The sequence below is a fragment of the Sporolactobacillus sp. CQH2019 genome, assembly GCF_028765345.1.
Classification (GTDB): Bacteria; Bacillota; Bacilli; order Bacillales; family Sporolactobacillaceae; genus Sporolactobacillus.
Genome location: NZ_JARAJZ010000004.1, coordinates 64,520 through 81,184, shown reverse-complemented (window position 1 = coordinate 81,184; position 16,665 = coordinate 64,520). Strand labels below are relative to the sequence as shown.

The window sequence follows — 16,665 nt, the reverse complement described above, 5'->3', positions numbered from 1 at the left end:
TGGAGGGGATACTCATTAAAAACTTTTTGACCCATAATTGCCGGAAAATTTAAAAACATCCGTGAAATGACGATGATCGGCGGACTTTACGACAGTAAAAAAGTTGAATTTGACAATCAGATGAATTTAATAAAGCTTTTTATCAATAAAATATGATAAACTTTACATGAAAAAGATTTTGAGAGGAGTTGCACACCATTCATGAAGGCAATTGAAGCGCATGATCCCGATGTGTTCCGGGCAATTGAAAAGGAATTAGGGAGACAGAGAAGCAAAATTGAGCTGATTGCTTCGGAGAACTTTGTCAGTCCGGCAGTGCTTGAGGCGGCCGGTTCCGTTCTGACCAACAAGTATGCGGAAGGCTACCCCGGTCATCGCTATTACGGGGGCTGCGAATTTGTCGATATAGTTGAAAACCTGGCAAGAGACCGGGCCCTGAAACTATTTGGTGCCGATCATGTGAATGTTCAGCCTCACTCGGGAGCACAGGCGAACATGGCTGTCTATGAAACCATACTCGACCCGGGCGATACGGTGCTGGGCATGAGACTGTCGCACGGAGGCCATCTGACGCACGGCAGCCCGGTGAATTTCAGCGGCCGTCTCTATAACTTCGTTGACTACGGCGTCACTAAAGACACGCAGCGGATTGATTTCGACGAAGTAAGAAGTCAGGCGCTTAAATATAAACCGAAGCTGATTGTCGCCGGTGCAAGTGCCTATCCGCGCATCATCGATTTCAAGAAATTCCGTGAAATTGCTGATGAGGTCGGTGCCTATCTGATGGCGGACATGGCGCACATTGCCGGCCTTGTTGCCGCTGGCCTTCATCCAAGCCCTATTCCTTATTGCGATTTTGTCACGACGACAACACACAAGACATTGCGCGGTCCCCGCGGCGGTATGATTTTCTGCAAGGAACGGTTTGCCAAGAAATTGGACAAGGCGATTTTCCCCGGTATTCAAGGTGGGCCTCTGATGCATATTATCGCTGCCAAGGCGGTCGCTTTCGGCGAAGCACTGCAGCCGTCATTTAAGGAGTATGAGGGCCGCATTGTTGCTAACGCAAAGGCTTTTGCCGAGGCACTGCAAAAGCACGGGCTGACTCTTGTTTCCGGCGGAACGGACAATCATCTCGTACTGGTCGATCTGCGCAACCTCGGGATCACCGGAAAAAAGGCGGAAGCCGTACTTGACAGCATCGGCATTACGACAAACAAGAACACCATTCCGTTCGATCCGGAGAAGCCTTTCGTAACGAGCGGCATTCGCATGGGGACGCCGGCCGTTACAACGCGCGGGTTCAATGAAGACGATATGCGGGAAGTCGCATCTGTCATTGCCGGAGCACTGAAAAATCCGGACGATGAGACCGTCCTTGCCGAATCGGCGTCACGTGTCAGAGCGCTGACGGATAAGTATCCGCTCTATACCGAGAAAACAGGCACCGGCGTCTGACAATGTCTGACAATCAGCCGGTTAGGCGCGGGAATGGCCCGTAAAAATGACCGGCGAACCGAATGATACTATGATTGAAAAAATTTGCCGGTTTTTCCGCTGCGTCCCGCTCATCGCGGCGGTCCGGCATTCATTTCAAGGGGGAATCCCCCTTTTATTTATGGACAGATAAAGCAGAACGGAACCCGCATCGTTCCAAAAATGGGGGGCAATTGAATGGGTAAGTTAGTTGTTTTAGATCATCCGCTGATTCAGCATAAACTGACGATGATCCGGGATTACAGGACAGGTACGAAAGCGTTCCGGGAACTGGTGGACGAAGTTGCCACACTGATGGCTTTTGAAATTACACGGGATCTGACCCTTGAAGAGGTGGAAGTCCAGACGCCGGTGGCTAAAGCAAGGGCTTATAGAATAGCCGGAAAGAAAATGGGGATTATACCGATTCTTCGGGCCGGTCTCGGAATGGTCAACGGCATGCTTCAATTGATTCCGGCGGCGAAAGTCGGCCATATCGGCCTGTATCGCGATCCCGATACGCTCAAACCGGTCGAGTATTATGTCAAACTGCCTCAGGATATTTCCGAACGCGACCTGATTGTTGTCGATCCGATGCTGGCAACCGGCGGATCGGCGTCTGCCGCCATCACCTTTCTTAAACAGCACGGCGGTGTCAATATCAAGCTGATGTGCCTGATCGGGGCGCCTGAGGGCGTCCGCGAGGTGCAGAAAGTGCATCCGGATGTCGACATTTATCTTGCGGCGCTTGACGAGAAACTGAATGAAAAGGGCTATATCGTTCCCGGACTCGGAGATGCCGGCGACAGGCTGTTTGGAACAAAATAAGGCGAAAAAATGCTGAGAGCGTCATGAAAAAATATTTCGTCCAGCAGTCAATGCATTCGATGTTTATTTTCTTTGTTAAAGATTTGTCACAATTTACGTGTTCAGGTTTCGGTAAATATGTTTAGAATTCTAGGTATAAGGAATAGACCGGCGGAAAACGTCAGGATGAGACATCTTTCTTTATACAGACGTGATATTTATCACAAAAAATCGAAATGATGTTGACATAAAGACAGCGCTTTCGCTAAACTGTAACAGTAGCGGTATTTTTCGAAGAGTGCCGACCGATAATAACTGTATCGAGCTTTTTTTTATTCCTTAAATTTCCAGACTGTTTTTGCAGAATTTATGTCGCATCCTGATTTGTCCGACTCGCCGGCAGCAATAAGCGGCCGGGTGCATAAAATGATGTTCCGGCAGGCAGGGCGGTTTCGTTCCGCTTTCCGGAAAAGCGGCCCGGACGGGGCCGGAAAGCCGTGAAGGGGGTCTGGTTTTGGCTGGGAAAAAGGACATCAAACCGATACAGATGGCTGCAATGGTCAGTGCCATGGGCTTTGAAATTTTTGCATTTATTATCATTGGTGCTCTTATCGGCAAATACCTTGACGGACATTTCGGCTTCTCTCATCTGTGGCTGCCGATTTGTGCCGTTGCCGGTTTTTTCTTCGGTTTGTTCAGCTGCTATTATACGCTGAAATCTTTTATGAAGGACTGAGCCGCTGTCAGGCTGTTTTCGCTGCGGTTCCGATTTTCGCGTATACTCCCGCTGCTTTTTGGGGTAATCTGGTTTATCAGACCGATGAAGGCGTTCGTGAACGGTTTCTCTTCGGCAGATTAATCAGTTTATATAATCTTTCTATCTTTCTTTTTGACTGAGGATGACAGGCCTCCGGGTTTTGTCAGGTTCCCGCATGCAGGCAGAGCTGCAGATGAAGGCCGTTTTTCCGACGGCTGCAGCCGCTGTACTGACGGGTTGCCGTTTTCCGGTCCTGATTGATTTCCGGTCTTTTGTACTGTCCTTATTGTCCGACTGTATCTTGCTTGTGGCGGTGATGAGTTTTTGCTCTTTAAGAAAAACAGCTTCTTCGGATGAAGGGGGGGAGACTCTTGGATCTGACTCCGAAAGTGAAGTTTCTCGGAATGACATTTGATCTGACGGTCATTATAGGAAGCCTTGTTACGGCCGTAATTGTATTTTTGATTGTCATGGCGCTGACGCGTCGTCTCAGCATCCGTCCGACGGGAAAACAGAACGTGATGGAGTACATCATTGATTTTATCGACGGTATTACCGGCATCATGATGGAAAAGAAGGAATCCTATAAATACATCAGTTTTGCACTGACCACATTTCTTTTCGTCCTGATCGCCAATCTGCTGGGCATTATTGTCATTGCCACGGCGCAGGTTACCGGACCGGTTCCCTCACTCGGGATTACGGCGGATATGCTGAAAACGACTCATACGGTCAGCTGGTTCAAATCACCGACTTCGGATCTGAATGTGACCGTCGCGATGGCCGGCGCCATCATGATCTATGCGCATCTTGCCGGTGCGGTGAAACATCCGCTTGTTTACGCGAGAGATTATTTTAAACCGTATTGGTGGATGTTTCCATTCAACGTCATTGATGAACTGGCAAAGCCGGTCACTCATGCGGCCCGGCTCTGGGCGAATATTTTCGCCGGCGAAGTGCTGATTCTCATTTTACGGGACGGCGCACTGTACCTGACGGCAGTCCCGCTCATTGTGTGGATGGGCTTTTCCGTCTTTGTCGGCTGCATCCAGGCTTACATCTTTACTGTTCTGGCAATGGTTTACATCGGACAGAAAGTGTCCGCAAATTAACCGTCCGGTTACGGGATTTTACACATTTAGTGTGGTACAAAACATAAGACATTTGGGAGGAATCTTTTTATGACTACAATTCTTGCTGGTGCACTCATGATCGGTTTAGGAGCTCTTGCAGCAGGTATCGGCGACAGTATTTTGTTCGCCCGTTATATGGAAGGCATTGCCCGCCAGCCTGAGGCAAGGGGCACTCTGTTCGGCCAGACGATGATCCTTTTCGGTCTGATTGAAGCCCTGCCGATTATTTCCATCGCTTTCGGTATTCTGGTACTCTTCGGACTTGTCGGGTAAGAAAAACGGTCGTGGGAATTTTTCACCCCCGCTTTCTTGTAAAAACCTTTAATGATTTAAGAGACGGGCGCGCGGCGACCGGTGCCGCCCGAGAAATTTCCGAATAGAACAGACAACGATTGATGGCAAAAAACAATTGGCGAAAGGAGTGACCATGCGATGTCATTTTCCTTAGGAACGATTCTTGCCCAGATAGTGATTTTTCTGATTTTGATGGCTCTCGTCGCCTGGAAGGCTGTCGGGCCGGTTGCCGCTATTATGGAAAAGCGTAAAAAATACATCAACAATCAGATCACGGAAGCGGAAAACTCGCGTGAAGAATCGCAAAAATATCTGGCGCAGCAGAAAGTTGAACTGGACAAGGTGCGCGAAGAATCGCGCGCAATGATTGAACAGGCGAAAAAGCAGGCAGCAGCCGAGTCACAGGGTATTATCGATGCGGCCAAAAACCGGTCGGATCGTCTGATCAAAGAAGCATATGAAGAAATCAATCAGGAGAAAGAAAAAGCCGTCGCTTCAATACGTGATGAAGTAGCCGATCTTTCTGTCCTGCTTGCATCCAAATTGCTTGAAAAAGAGATCAATGCGAAAGACTACTCTAAAGAAATCGATCAGCTGATGAAGCAGGTGGGGAATCAGCAATGAGCGAAATTGTAGCTAACCGTTATGCAAAGGCACTCTTTGAAGTCGCGGAAGAACGTGATGCTGTTGATACGATTGAGAGTCAGCTGATTTCCGTTGCGCATGCGATCTCGGAAAATGAAGAGCTTCGCCGGGTATTGCTGCATCCGCAAGTAAACAGCACTGAAAAGAAGGCACTGGTTGACAAGCTGTTCGATAAAGAGGTCGGGCTGGAAGTTATGAACCTCCTGAGACTGCTCATTGATCGTAAACGCGAAGCAATCATCGATGAAGTGCTTGAAGCCTATACGCATATGGCGGACGTCAAACGAGGCATTCTTGATGTGACCGTAACGACTGCCGTCCCTCTGGATGAAGAGGAGCGTCAGGATCTGGCCCGGCGTCTCGGCGACGTTCTCGGAAAGAAGTTGCGTATGCATGCCAAAGTCAAAAAGGAGATTATCGGCGGCATTTTGCTGCGGATCGGCGATCTTCTCTATGACGGCACCATGGCAGGCAGACTTGCAGGCTTCAGACAGGAGATTAAAGTAGGTAAATAGGGGTGAAAATATCGTGAGCATTAAAGCGGAAGAAATCAGCTCATTAATCAAACAGCAGATTGAGAATTATCAATCGACGGTTGAAGTGAGCGAAGTCGGCACAGTGATCACTGTCGGCGACGGAATTGCCCGCGTCCACGGCCTTGACAGCATCATGTCGGGCGAGCTTGTCGAATTTTCCAACGGTGTCATGGGCATGGCCCAGAACCTTGAAGAAGATAACGTTGGTATCGTCATTCTCGGCCCTTTCACGGGCATTCATGAAGGGGACGAAGTCAAGCGTACCGGCCGGATTATGGAAGTTCCCGTCGGTGAAGCACTGCTCGGACGTGTCGTCAATCCGCTCGGTCAGCCGATTGACGGCAAGGGACCGATCCATACGGATAAAACCCGTCCGGTTGAAAAAAAGGCACCCGGCGTTATGCAGCGGAAACACGTTTCCGAACCTCTGCAAACCGGGATTAAATCGATTGACGCGATGATTCCGATCGGCCGCGGACAGCGTGAGTTGATCATCGGCGACCGTCAGACCGGTAAAACAGCGATCGCAATCGACACGATCATTAATCAGAAAGACCAGGATGTAATCAGCATCTATGTCGCCATCGGACAGAAGGAATCAACCGTTGCCGGCGTTGTGAATACGTTGAAAGATTACGGAGTTATGGAAAAGACGATCGTCGTTTCGGCCGGAGCTTCCGAACCCGCTCCGTTGCTTTATCTGGCGCCTTATGCCGGTGTAGCGATGGGCGAGGAGTTCATGTACAACGGCAAACATGTGCTGATTGTCTATGATGACTTGTCAAAACAAGCGGCGGCATACCGTGAACTTTCCTTGCTGCTTCGCCGTCCGCCGGGCCGTGAAGCGTTCCCTGGGGATGTTTTCTACCTTCATTCCCGGCTGCTTGAGCGGGCGGCAAAATTAAGCGACAAACTCGGCGGCGGTTCGATTACGGCCCTGCCGATTATTGAAACACAGGCCGGAGATATCTCAGCCTACATTCCGACAAATGTGATCTCGATCACCGACGGCCAGATCTTTCTGGAGTCGAACCTCTTTTATTCAGGCGTGCGGCCGGCAGTCGATGCCGGGACCTCGGTTTCCCGTGTCGGCGGCGACGCGCAGGTTAAGGCGATGAAGAAAGTAGCCGGAACGCTCAAGCTGGACCTTGCTTCTTACCGTGAATTGGAGGCATTTTCCCAATTCGGATCCGATTTGGACAAGGCGACGAGAGCCAAACTGGATAGAGGCGCCCGTACGGTAGAAATCCTGAAACAGGATCTGCACAATCCGTATCCGGTCGAGAATCAGGTTGTCATTCTTTATGCGCTGACAAAAGGTTACGTTGACGATGTAGCCATCTCCGATATCAAGCGTTTCGAAAAAGAACTGCTTGCCTATCTGAAACAGAACAATGCCGATATTCTGGATAATATTCATCAGAGCGGTGAACTTCCGGATGCGGAAGCTTTTGAAACAGCGATAAAAGCCTTTAAAAGGACATTTGTGGCCTCAGATACCCAATAAAAGCAGCTGCATGGATTCTTTTATTTCAAACATAATTGCAGGATGAGCCTCTTACACACGTAAGCTGCTCGATTTAACAACCTTGCAAAGGTGGTGAACGGAACATGCCTTCAGTGCGTGACATCAAGGAAAAAATCGCATCCACAAAGCAAATGAGCAAAATAACCAAAGCGATGCAGATGGTATCGGCGGCTAAACTGAATCATGCACAGAGCAACGCCCAGGCTTATTCAGCCTATGCGGATAAACTCAGAGAAGTCGTTGCGAGTATAGCCAGCACTGCCAAGGGGAGCGGCATCAGGCATCCGATGCTTCAAAGCCGGCCGGTAAAGAAAACGGCTTATCTGGTCGTTACTGCCGACCGCGGCCTTGCCGGCGCCTATAACGGCAACGTGCTGAAATACACACAGGAGCTGATTCAGGAGAAGCATCAGTCCAAGGATGAATATACGGTCATCGTCACCGGTAAGGTCGGGCTGAATTATTTTACGAAACGCGGTTATCCAGTCGCGTTCAGTAAAACCGCTCTGCCCGACAATCTCTCATTTGATGATGTGATCGGTATTGCAAAGGATGCGGTCGCGCTTTTCAGCGACAAGAAGATTGATGAACTGCACCTGATCTACAACCATTTTGTCAACGCCATTTCGCAGCGGCTGGTTAATACTCAAGTGCTTCCGCTGACTAATCTTGAAGAAAAGCCGGTAAAGAGGGCAGTCTATTTATATGAGCCTGACGAAGACGAGGTTCTGGCGGCGCTGCTGCCTCTTTATGCGGAAGGACAAATTTACGGAGCGCTTCTTGACGCCAAGGCGGCGGAACATGCGGCGCGAATGACGGCGATGAGAAGTGCATCGGATAATGCAAACGAAATTATCGATCGTCTGTCCCTGTCCTTTAACCGTGCGCGTCAGGCCGCAATTACTCAGGAAATTACCGAAATTGTCGGCGGCGCTGCCGCCCTCGAATAAATTTAATGCTGGAAAAATGCTGATAGGAGGTAGTGTGATGAACAAAGGGTATGTAACTCAGGTTACAGGACCGGTCGTCGACGTTAAGTTTGAACGCGGTCGTTTGCCTGAAATCTACAACGCTTTGACTATTAATTATAAAGCCAAGTCCTCCAACGAAACGGATATCCATCTGACGCTTGAAGTGGCCCTTCACCTCGGCGATGATTCTGTCCGGACGATTGCCATGGACTCTACGGACGGACTGGTCCGCGGTATGGAAGCTGTCGATACGGGCGCACCGATTTCCGTTCCCGTTGGCGATGCAACACTTGGCCGTGTTTTCAATGTTCTCGGCGAGCCGATCGACGGCAAGCCGATCGCTGAAGACGTCCAAAGAAACGTTATTCACAGAGATCCCCCGAAATTTGAAGAACTGTCGACCGAAACGGAAGTACTTGAAACGGGAATTAAGGTTATCGACCTTCTGACGCCGTACATTAAAGGCGGAAAAATCGGGCTGTTCGGCGGTGCCGGAGTCGGCAAGACGGTGCTGATTCAGGAACTGATCCATAACATTGCCGAGGAACACGGCGGTGTGTCCGTTTTTGCCGGTGTTGGCGAGCGGACCCGTGAAGGAAACGACTTATACTTTGAAATGACCGATTCCGGAGTTATCAAAAAGACAGCGATGGTGTTCGGCCAGATGAACGAGCCGCCGGGTGCCCGTATGCGCGTGGGACTTTCCGGTCTGACCATGGCCGAATATTTCCGCGATGCAGAAGGTCAGGACGTGCTGCTGTTTATTGACAACATTTTCCGTTTCACACAGGCCGGTTCCGAAGTGTCCGCTCTGCTCGGACGTCTTCCTTCCGCCGTCGGCTATCAGCCGACGCTGGCCACTGAAATGGGCCGCCTGCAGGAACGGATCACGTCGACAAATAAGGGCTCTGTAACGTCGATTCAGGCCGTGTATGTGCCTGCCGACGATTATACCGATCCCGCTCCGGCAACCACGTTCTCACACCTTGACGCAACAACGAACCTGGAACGCTCACTGACGCAGATCGGTATTTATCCTGCCGTCGATCCGCTGGCGTCGACATCGCGTGCGCTCGCTCCGGAGATAGTCGGCGAAGAGCACTACGAAATTGCCGAACGTGTTCAGCAGACACTGCAGAAGTACCGCGAACTTCAGGATATTATTGCGATTCTCGGCATGGACGAACTTTCCGATGAAGACAAGCTGACTGTCAGCCGTGCCCGCCGCATCCAGTTCTTCCTTGGCCAGAACTTCCACGTTGCCGAACAGTTCACCGGCGTTCCGGGATCTTATGTTCCGGTTGAGGAAACGATAAAGGGATTCAAGGGCATCCTCGACGGCAAATATGACGATGTTCCCGAAGAAGCCTTCCGGAACACCGGAACGATGAAAGATGTTCTGGAAAGAGCGAAACAACTGGCCTGATCTGTCCGGGATCGGATGAATCGGTCAGACCATCAAAAGGGGGCTTGCAGATGAGTACAGTGCATACGGATATCGTCACACCCGCGGGCAAGATCTATGAAGGAGACGTTCACATGGTATGCGTGCGGGCGACGAGCGGCGAGATGGGGATACTCCCGCATCATATGCCGATTGTCGCTCCTCTTGAAATCGCCCTGGTTCGCTTAAAACACGAAAATGAAGAAAATGTTGATTATGCGGCCGTTCACGGCGGATTTATCCAGGTGGCTCCTGATCGGATCTCGATTCTCTCGGAAGCTGCCGAAATGAAAGATCAGATTGATGTCGAAAGGGCGCAGAAAGCCCGCGATGAGGCTCAGAAGGCGCTCAGCACGTTGCACGAGAGCTCGGAAGGTTATGCGGCGGCTCTGCTGAAACTCAAACGAGCCGAATTGCGTCTGAGTACGGCCGCCATCAAAGAAAAAGTCCAGGAAAGCTGATTACAGGGAGAGGCAGTCGGCCTTTCCGATAAAGGGCGTCTCAAAGCCGGTATTTCGACTTTTGAGGCGCTCTTCTTTTTTTAGCTGCCGGTCTGTCTGAAAAAGCGGACGCGATCCTATTTGTTCATTTTTTGTTTAGAAATAACCGATATAATGAATTTATCGGCGAATTTCCGGCATGCAGGCCTGGTAAATGTTGCAAACCTCTGCGGACCGATTCGGTTTCGATTTTGTAACAATATCGGGAAATACCGCAATTTCAAGTAATGAAATTGTAACAAAATGCTTTTTTTCGACATCATGTATTAATTCTGAAAAAACAATCATCGTTAAAAGTATGGTCATTTTATGTCAATCGCGTTAGAATATACACAGGTCAATCAAGATTATTCTTGTATTACTGTTATATTACATTTGTGTAACAGACAAGGAGATGGCTGGTAAGTTTCCACTTTTGGCCTGCTTTTGCAAGTATGCTGCTTTTCATTAACCGGATTTAAGCGGCAATCTGTGCTGAAGCGCAGAAGTGGGAGGGAGCAATACATATTTAAGGCTCAGGCAGGTGTCAAAGATCATGAATGTCGGCCTACAGGCCCTGATCAGTCTCCTGGTTCATCTGATTACGCTGGTTCTGACGTGGTGGGCGCTCCAAGGCCTCAAAATTGACGATTTGTTTCGTCATCCGAAAAGCCCGCAAGTGAGAGTTCTGTATGTTCTTCTGGCTATTGCCATCAGCTATCCGGTAGCCGAGTTCTTTCTCAGCTATATAGACTGGTCGCTGACGCTGCCTAAGATTTACGGCTGAACATTTCTCGAGGCAGGAGGAAAAAACGGCCGATTAGGCGCGAATCAACGCCTGTGCTGACGAAAAGTTCCAAGTATACCTTCCTCTCTCTAAAGGAAATACTGAAAAAGGGAGAGGGGCGTGAAATATATGTTTCGGAACTTATTGTTCGCACTGGCTGCTTTTTTAATCGCTTCGCTGATTTTCAGCGGAACCTATGCAGGCAAGGCGGCTGACAACAGCACTTTTACCGGACGAACGGATGCAATGGATCGTGTTCCTTTGTTTGTTAAAGCACTGAAGGAGCGTTCCGCAGCAGTCGACAGTTGGACGGTCTATGCGCGCGAGCAACAGCAGGCCATGGACAATGAAGGGGAATTTCAGGAAAAGGCCGGTCAGATGACTGGAAAGTTTGCCGGTTACGCTTGGCATAAAATCGGGAAAAAGGATGAGTACACAGGCTGGGAAGGCGTAAAAAAATCAAAGCCGTCAGGAACGGAAATCAGAATAACTTATCTTGCTTATCCTGTCGGCAGCCGTCTGCAAACGGCCTTGCTCTACCAATTCCAAAATCATTCATTTCAGGCGGACCGGTGGCCGGCTCAAGAACAGCAAATGAAGAAAGATATGGCTGAAATTTTCAGCGGACAAGAGCAATTCTTCTCTTGTGTAAAGGCCCATGGGAGTGATAAAATGAGTCTTGGCTTATCTGAAGAAGGAGAACGCTATCTGAAGCTGTTTTCAGCTGTTCCCATTGAACAAGTGGATGAAAAAACGTTTGTATCGATATCCGCATATACTAAGACATGGAACGATGGCATTTATTCCGGAAAACAAAAAATGAATCTTCAGGTGGCTTTAAGAAATGACGATGGCCGTGTCGCCATCACTTTGGGCACGCCAATCATTACGGTTGAATATTAATGTAGAGTATGGTTTCCAAGAAACGGAACCGCTATGCACTGGATGTAGCACGGAGGGCACTTCCGGATCGAGCGAGAGATAAATGGACGCGGAGGGGAAAAGTTTGGAGAAAATTATTGTTCGTGGAGGGAAACGGCTTTCTGGCTCAGTTAAAATTGAAGGCGCGAAAAACGCTGTACTTCCCGTAATTGCCGCTTCGCTGCTGGCAAACGAAGGCATAAGCACAATATATAATGTACCGGAACTGGCTGATGTATACACGATAAACGAAGTCTTGCGCTATTTGAACACATCGGTAAGTTATAAAAACGGAACGATTACCGTCAATGCGGTGGCCGAATTATTAACGGAAGCTCCTTTTGAGTATGTACGGAAAATGCGGGCGTCTTTTCTTGTCATGGGTCCTCTCCTGGCAAGGATCGGTCATGCCAAAATCGCTCTTCCCGGCGGGTGTGCAATCGGATCCAGGCCGATTGATCAGCATCTTAAAGGGTTTGAAGCGATGGGCGCAGACGTGACGATCGGGAACGGCTGTATTGAAGCACGCGTCGACGGAAGACTGAAGGGTTCGATCATCTGTCTCGACTTCCCGAGTGTCGGCGCCACAGAAAATATCATTATGGCGGCCTCGCTGGCAAAAGGCGAAACAATCCTCGATAATGCGGCATGCGAGCCGGAAATCGTCAGTCTGGCACAGTACCTCAACGCGATGGGTGCAAAAGTGAGCGGCGCCGGCACAAGCAAAATCAGAATCATCGGTGTTGATCAGCTGCACGGTGCGGAACACACCATTCTGCCCGATCGGATTGAAGCAGGAACGTACATGATTGCCGCAGCCATTACAGGCGGCAATGTACTGGTTGAAAATGCCGAAGCGGATGCGCTGCGCCCTCTGATCGCCAAATTGCGCGAAATGGGCGTTGAAGTGGATCAGGAACTGGGCGGTATCCGTGTCATTGGGACGGATCATTTGCAGGCTGTAGATGTTAAGACAATGCCTCATCCGGGTTTCCCGACGGATCTGCAGGCGCCGATGATGGCGTTGCTTCTTAAAGCAGCCGGAACCTCCGTCATAACGGAAACGGTATTTGAAAATCGTTTTATGCATGTCGAAGAATTTCGGAGGATGAACGCCTCGATCAAGATTGACGGCCGTTCTGCCATTGTCAGCGCTCCGTGCGATCTGCAGGGGGCCGAAGTAGCGGCTACCGATCTGCGCGCCGGAGCGGCGCTTGTGATTGCGGGCCTTGCCGCCAAGGGCTATACACGTGTCAATGGCCTGCACCATATCGACCGCGGTTACGTCGATCTGGCGGGGAAAATGCGGGCACTCGGCGCCGAGATTGAACGCGTGCGTGTTGAAGAAGCGGAACAGCCCGCAGCGGCTGTCGCGGAGCCGCTGGGAACACAGATCGGAATCAATCCGAAATTTGCATAATCAAATCAAAAGATCTGACGGAGATGCGGTGATAAAACCGGCGTCTCTTTTTTTTACCCCAAGATAAAACGGGGCTCACGCAGTACGACTATCGTCTGAAATATCAATCCTCCATACATATATCGGCCGTTAGCAGTGAAATGTTGATTGTTGCCGGGATTTTTATCGGCTGTCGAAGGAGAACATAGCCTTTTAAGCCGATAGACCGCCGTATATGAGCAAAGAAGATGCCGAAGTTTTTGTAACGGCGGCGGGCTCTGCCCACTCAGCATTATATGCCTCCTAAATTTATTTAGACCGGATTCGTCAATAAAAAGCGAGGCTCCCGATCCGACGTTGAAGGGTGCAGAGCGGCTGCCGGGTTTGCCCTCTTAAGTTCTATGAGGGGCCGGACAGGCATAGAAATAGGGTAAAAATGTGTTGGAGGTCAGAATATGAAGAAAGCCGCCGCACTGCTGTTCCTTTTTTCTCTAGCTGCCATGGCTGTTCCAGCCGCCATCGTTCTGCTCTTTTCGCAAAACAGCGGCCGGCAGCAGGCGGGGAAGGCTCTGCCGCAGGCAGTCGTCGAAAAGGACCGGCCCCCGGCTGTCACTGTCGCCGTTTACCGGTCGGCACAGGGAAAGACCGATCATGTTGCGCTTGATGACTACCTGGCCGGAGTGGTCGCTTCGGAAATGCCGGCGACTTTTCATCTCGAAGCACTGAAGGCGCAGGCCCTTGCGGCACGCACCTATATTATAGGACGGATAATCGATAACCCGACTGCCGCGGTGACGGATACCGTACAGAATCAGGTGTATAAGAGCCGTCAAGATCTGGAAAAGATATGGGGAAAGGATTACGGGCGGAGAATGGCAAAAGTCGAAGCGGCCGTGTCACAGACGGAAAATGAGGTCATCACCTACCGGGGAAAACTGATTACCCCTGTTTTTTTCTCGACAAGTAACGGACAGACGGAAAACGCTGCCGACTATTGGACGGCGGACGTTCCCTATCTGAGGTCCGTGCCGAGTCCATGGGATAAACTTTCTCCGAAATATAAAACCGAAAAAACGCTCGCCGCTGCCGAAGTAGAACATGCTCTTCATGTTAAACCGGGCGGCGGAAGCGGTGAACTCGGCAAAGTAATCCGGCGAACGGCGACTCATCACATTGCTGTTTACCGGATCGCCGGCCGTGACTTTACGGGAAGAGAGATACGTGAAAAATTGAATCTTGCTTCTACCGACTTTCAGCTGATCCGGAACGGCGGCCGGATTATTGCGACCATGAGCGGCAGCGGGCACGACGTCGGCATGAGCCAGTACGGAGCCGATGGAATGGCGGGAGAAGGAAAGAATGCCGCTCAGATTGCCGCATACTACTATCGGGGGACCTCGATCAGCCGGATGACCGTGACCGCCGATCATGCTGTTGCCATAAATTAAATCACAGCAAAGAGGCATGATTGTTTAAAGAAATTCGGGAAAACGGTTCGAATAGGGGACCAAATCTCGGAAAATAGGAAACAAATTTTGCTTTTTTAAAGAAATAGCCGATTTTTCTGAAAAAAATCGGCATTTTTTCATTGCCGATGTATAGATCGCCCGCAATCTGATCACAATGATTGCTGAGGTGATGCAAGATGACAGAAGACAAGAATCAAAAGAATTCACAGGAGAAAGAGCTGACCGGTCTTCGCAAACTAGCAAAACGGCGCTGGTTCTATCCTGCCTTATATCTTGGCGCGGCTTCTCTGGTTATAACAGGCATGCTCCTGTTTCAGGTACTGGGCACGGAGCAGGCAAAGAATCAGAAGGAAGAAAACCAGGTTGTATTTAATCAGGACAAGCCGGCTGCGCCGGCGGCCGCCACTGCCGAAGTATTTGAATGGCCGGCCGTCCAGGCGGACACAAAAGTCATTCAGCCTTACTATGATGTCAACGGATCGCAGCAGGAACAGCAAGCCGCTCTCGTAAACTATGATCAAACTTACGTCCAAAATACGGGCATCAACATTGGAGCGAAAGATGGAAAAGCGTTTACGGTAACGGCGGCGATGAGCGGAAAAGTGACGGAGGCGAAAAAAGACAGCCTTCTCGGCTATGTGGTAACGATCAAACACAGCAATGGAGTTGAAACCCTTTACCAGAGCCTGGCGTCGATCAACGTATCGCTTGGACAGCAGGTTGCTCAGGGCGAAACAATCGGTACGGCCGGTACGGAAGCATTCAACAAAAGCATCGGGACCCATCTGCATTTTGAAATCCGCAAAAACGATGCACCGGTCAGTCCGGAAGCCTATATGGCTAAAGGAACGACTGATGTGAAAGCCCCGTCGTCCGCTGCGCAATCAACAAACGCGGATCAGGCAGGCACCGGAACAAACGGCCAATAACAAATGACTGGACGCAAAGCAGCGTTTTTTGAGAAAATCCGGCTGCGGGAAATGCCGTAGACAATCAAATCCGGAGGCTGTTCCATAGGCCTTTTGATTAAGCAGCCCGCGGACCGGGACTGGAATTAGGAATTTAGATGGGGCTGTTCCATCATCGATTTTTCGATGATGGAACAGCCCCATTTTTTATTTTACGGATATCCCCTCAGCTCATCATTCTGCTGCGGCGTCGATTGATGATCGACCCCTTCTGAAACCATAATCTCTTGGAAACAGAGCATTTCGGCGATTAATAAACTTCTGCGCCGACCGAAAAACTGTGCCTAACACCGGAACCCGGCCGATAGAACCCGGAATTCGGCCGGAAGGGGTGCGAATTCGGCCGATAGAACGCTGAATTCGGCCGGAAGGGGTGCGAATTCGGCCGGAAGAACCTTGAATTTGGCCGGAAGGGGTGCGAATTCGGCCGGAAGAACCTTGAATTTGGCCGGAAGGGGTGCGAATTCGGCCGATAGAACGCTGAATTCGGCCGGAAGGGACCGGGAATTGGCCGATAGAACCCGAAATCCGGCCGGAAGGATACCCAAACCGGCCGATTATTCACTCTTATTGATTTCAATCCGATTACTGTCGGTTTTTCACGCTGAACTGTAGATATTTTTCACTTTTACTGATGATACATTCTCGTTTCCCGGCGATTTTCATCCCGACTTGCAGGAGTACGCAGCGGTCCGAAAAAAGATCAGGCGTTTCCGCCCATGTAACGCAGGATATCTCCCTTCAGAGGAATGCACCGCTGTTTGCATGAACATTCGGAGGAATAGACTGCCGTCCGTGCAAATCGATCGCTTTTCAGAGGAACCGATGGCATTTTCACGCCGCGGCCCGGCTGGATACATGAGTTGAGGGGATACCTATTTTTTTTACACTCCCTTCGCTGCCTGATGGTCCGACTTTTGAAGGCCGGACAATGCGGTGTCCTTTTTGCATCGGGAAATCCGGACCGTTGTGCCGGATCGCTGCCGCAATGCAAAACGAGCTTAGGGTGTATCTGTTATAAACAGCGATAAAGAACCGATCGGCCGCCTGA

General features: G+C 50.1%; 16 protein-coding genes. All 16 read left to right on the top strand.

The annotated features are described in order from the left end of the window. Window positions 1-201: 201 nt before the first annotated feature. The 16 genes from glyA (at window position 202) to spoIIQ (ending at window position 15,575) form a co-directional block, all read left to right on the top strand. The gene (gene glyA, locus OYT88_RS06855) at window positions 202-1,458 is read left to right on the top strand and encodes a serine hydroxymethyltransferase (protein WP_274398850.1); all 1,257 of its coding nucleotides are present in this window, start codon (window positions 202-204) and stop codon (window positions 1,456-1,458) included. A gap of 216 nt (window positions 1,459-1,674) precedes the next feature. Next, entirely contained in the window at window positions 1,675-2,304 is a 630-nt protein-coding gene (gene upp / locus OYT88_RS06850; RefSeq protein WP_274398848.1) for a uracil phosphoribosyltransferase, read from the top strand. A 493-nt stretch (window positions 2,305-2,797) separates the two neighbouring features. Then, window positions 2,798-3,019 (top strand): AtpZ/AtpI family protein, encoded by a 222-nt coding sequence (locus tag OYT88_RS06845; protein ID WP_274398846.1) that lies wholly within the window; start codon window positions 2,798-2,800, stop codon window positions 3,017-3,019. Window positions 3,020-3,411: 392 nt separating this feature from the next. Further along, on the top strand, window positions 3,412-4,152 hold the full coding sequence (gene atpB / locus OYT88_RS06840) for a F0F1 ATP synthase subunit A (protein WP_274398845.1): 741 nt from the start codon (window positions 3,412-3,414) through the stop codon (window positions 4,150-4,152). Window positions 4,153-4,221: 69 nt separating this feature from the next. Continuing rightward, window positions 4,222-4,446 (top strand): F0F1 ATP synthase subunit C, encoded by a 225-nt coding sequence (gene atpE / locus OYT88_RS06835; RefSeq protein ID WP_274398843.1) that lies wholly within the window; start codon window positions 4,222-4,224, stop codon window positions 4,444-4,446. A gap of 159 nt (window positions 4,447-4,605) precedes the next feature. Beyond that, window positions 4,606-5,091 (top strand): F0F1 ATP synthase subunit B, encoded by a 486-nt coding sequence (gene atpF, locus OYT88_RS06830; protein ID WP_274398841.1) that lies wholly within the window; start codon window positions 4,606-4,608, stop codon window positions 5,089-5,091. Then, complete coding sequence (locus OYT88_RS06825) at window positions 5,088-5,627, top strand: F0F1 ATP synthase subunit delta (RefSeq protein ID WP_274398839.1); 540 nt, start codon at window positions 5,088-5,090, stop codon at window positions 5,625-5,627. Before atpF ends, OYT88_RS06825 begins: the two co-directional genes overlap by 4 nt. A gap of 13 nt (window positions 5,628-5,640) precedes the next feature. Next, on the top strand, window positions 5,641-7,155 hold the full coding sequence (gene atpA / locus OYT88_RS06820) for a F0F1 ATP synthase subunit alpha (RefSeq protein WP_274398837.1): 1,515 nt from the start codon (window positions 5,641-5,643) through the stop codon (window positions 7,153-7,155). Window positions 7,156-7,259: 104 nt separating this feature from the next. Continuing rightward, a complete protein-coding gene (atpG, locus tag OYT88_RS06815; RefSeq protein ID WP_274398836.1) occupies window positions 7,260-8,126 on the top strand; it encodes an ATP synthase F1 subunit gamma in 867 nt (288 codons plus the stop codon). Window positions 8,127-8,163: 37 nt separating this feature from the next. Continuing rightward, the gene (gene atpD, locus OYT88_RS06810) at window positions 8,164-9,573 is read left to right on the top strand and encodes a F0F1 ATP synthase subunit beta (protein ID WP_274398834.1); all 1,410 of its coding nucleotides are present in this window, start codon (window positions 8,164-8,166) and stop codon (window positions 9,571-9,573) included. A gap of 50 nt (window positions 9,574-9,623) precedes the next feature. Further along, entirely contained in the window at window positions 9,624-10,052 is a 429-nt protein-coding gene (locus OYT88_RS06805) for a F0F1 ATP synthase subunit epsilon (protein ID WP_274398832.1), read from the top strand. A gap of 574 nt (window positions 10,053-10,626) precedes the next feature. Next, on the top strand, window positions 10,627-10,857 hold the full coding sequence (locus OYT88_RS06800; protein WP_274398830.1) for a DUF1146 family protein: 231 nt from the start codon (window positions 10,627-10,629) through the stop codon (window positions 10,855-10,857). A gap of 129 nt (window positions 10,858-10,986) precedes the next feature. Then, complete coding sequence (locus OYT88_RS06795) at window positions 10,987-11,760, top strand: YwmB family TATA-box binding protein (RefSeq protein ID WP_274398828.1); 774 nt, start codon at window positions 10,987-10,989, stop codon at window positions 11,758-11,760. Window positions 11,761-11,863: 103 nt separating this feature from the next. Then, window positions 11,864-13,198, top strand: a complete 1,335-nt coding sequence (gene murA / locus OYT88_RS06790) for a UDP-N-acetylglucosamine 1-carboxyvinyltransferase (RefSeq protein WP_274398826.1) — start codon at window positions 11,864-11,866, stop codon at window positions 13,196-13,198. Window positions 13,199-13,632: 434 nt separating this feature from the next. Further along, window positions 13,633-14,625, top strand: coding sequence for a stage II sporulation protein D (gene spoIID, locus OYT88_RS06785; protein ID WP_274398825.1), 993 nt, complete (start codon window positions 13,633-13,635; stop codon window positions 14,623-14,625). Window positions 14,626-14,822: 197 nt separating this feature from the next. Continuing rightward, the gene (gene spoIIQ, locus OYT88_RS06780; protein WP_274398823.1) at window positions 14,823-15,575 is read left to right on the top strand and encodes a stage II sporulation protein SpoIIQ; all 753 of its coding nucleotides are present in this window, start codon (window positions 14,823-14,825) and stop codon (window positions 15,573-15,575) included. Window positions 15,576-16,665 lie beyond the last annotated feature (1,090 nt).

Bases quoted from the DNA above. Each gene is read 5' to 3' on its own strand.
- spoIIQ (WP_274398823.1), top strand. From the start codon at position 14,823: ATGACAGAAGACAAGAATCAAAAGAATTCACAGGAGAAAGAGCTGACC.
- atpD (WP_274398834.1), top strand. From the start codon at position 8,164: ATGAACAAAGGGTATGTAACTCAGGTTACAGGACCGGTCGTCGACGTT.
- OYT88_RS06795 (WP_274398828.1), top strand. From the start codon at position 10,987: ATGTTTCGGAACTTATTGTTCGCACTGGCTGCTTTTTTAATCGCTTCG.
- glyA (WP_274398850.1), top strand. From the start codon at position 202: ATGAAGGCAATTGAAGCGCATGATCCCGATGTGTTCCGGGCAATTGAA.
- spoIID (WP_274398825.1), top strand. From the start codon at position 13,633: ATGAAGAAAGCCGCCGCACTGCTGTTCCTTTTTTCTCTAGCTGCCATG.
- upp (WP_274398848.1), top strand. From the start codon at position 1,675: ATGGGTAAGTTAGTTGTTTTAGATCATCCGCTGATTCAGCATAAACTG.
- atpE (WP_274398843.1), top strand. From the start codon at position 4,222: ATGACTACAATTCTTGCTGGTGCACTCATGATCGGTTTAGGAGCTCTT.
- atpF (WP_274398841.1), top strand. From the start codon at position 4,606: ATGTCATTTTCCTTAGGAACGATTCTTGCCCAGATAGTGATTTTTCTG.
- OYT88_RS06800 (WP_274398830.1), top strand. From the start codon at position 10,627: ATGAATGTCGGCCTACAGGCCCTGATCAGTCTCCTGGTTCATCTGATT.
- atpG (WP_274398836.1), top strand. From the start codon at position 7,260: ATGCCTTCAGTGCGTGACATCAAGGAAAAAATCGCATCCACAAAGCAA.
- OYT88_RS06825 (WP_274398839.1), top strand. From the start codon at position 5,088: ATGAGCGAAATTGTAGCTAACCGTTATGCAAAGGCACTCTTTGAAGTC.
- OYT88_RS06805 (WP_274398832.1), top strand. From the start codon at position 9,624: ATGAGTACAGTGCATACGGATATCGTCACACCCGCGGGCAAGATCTAT.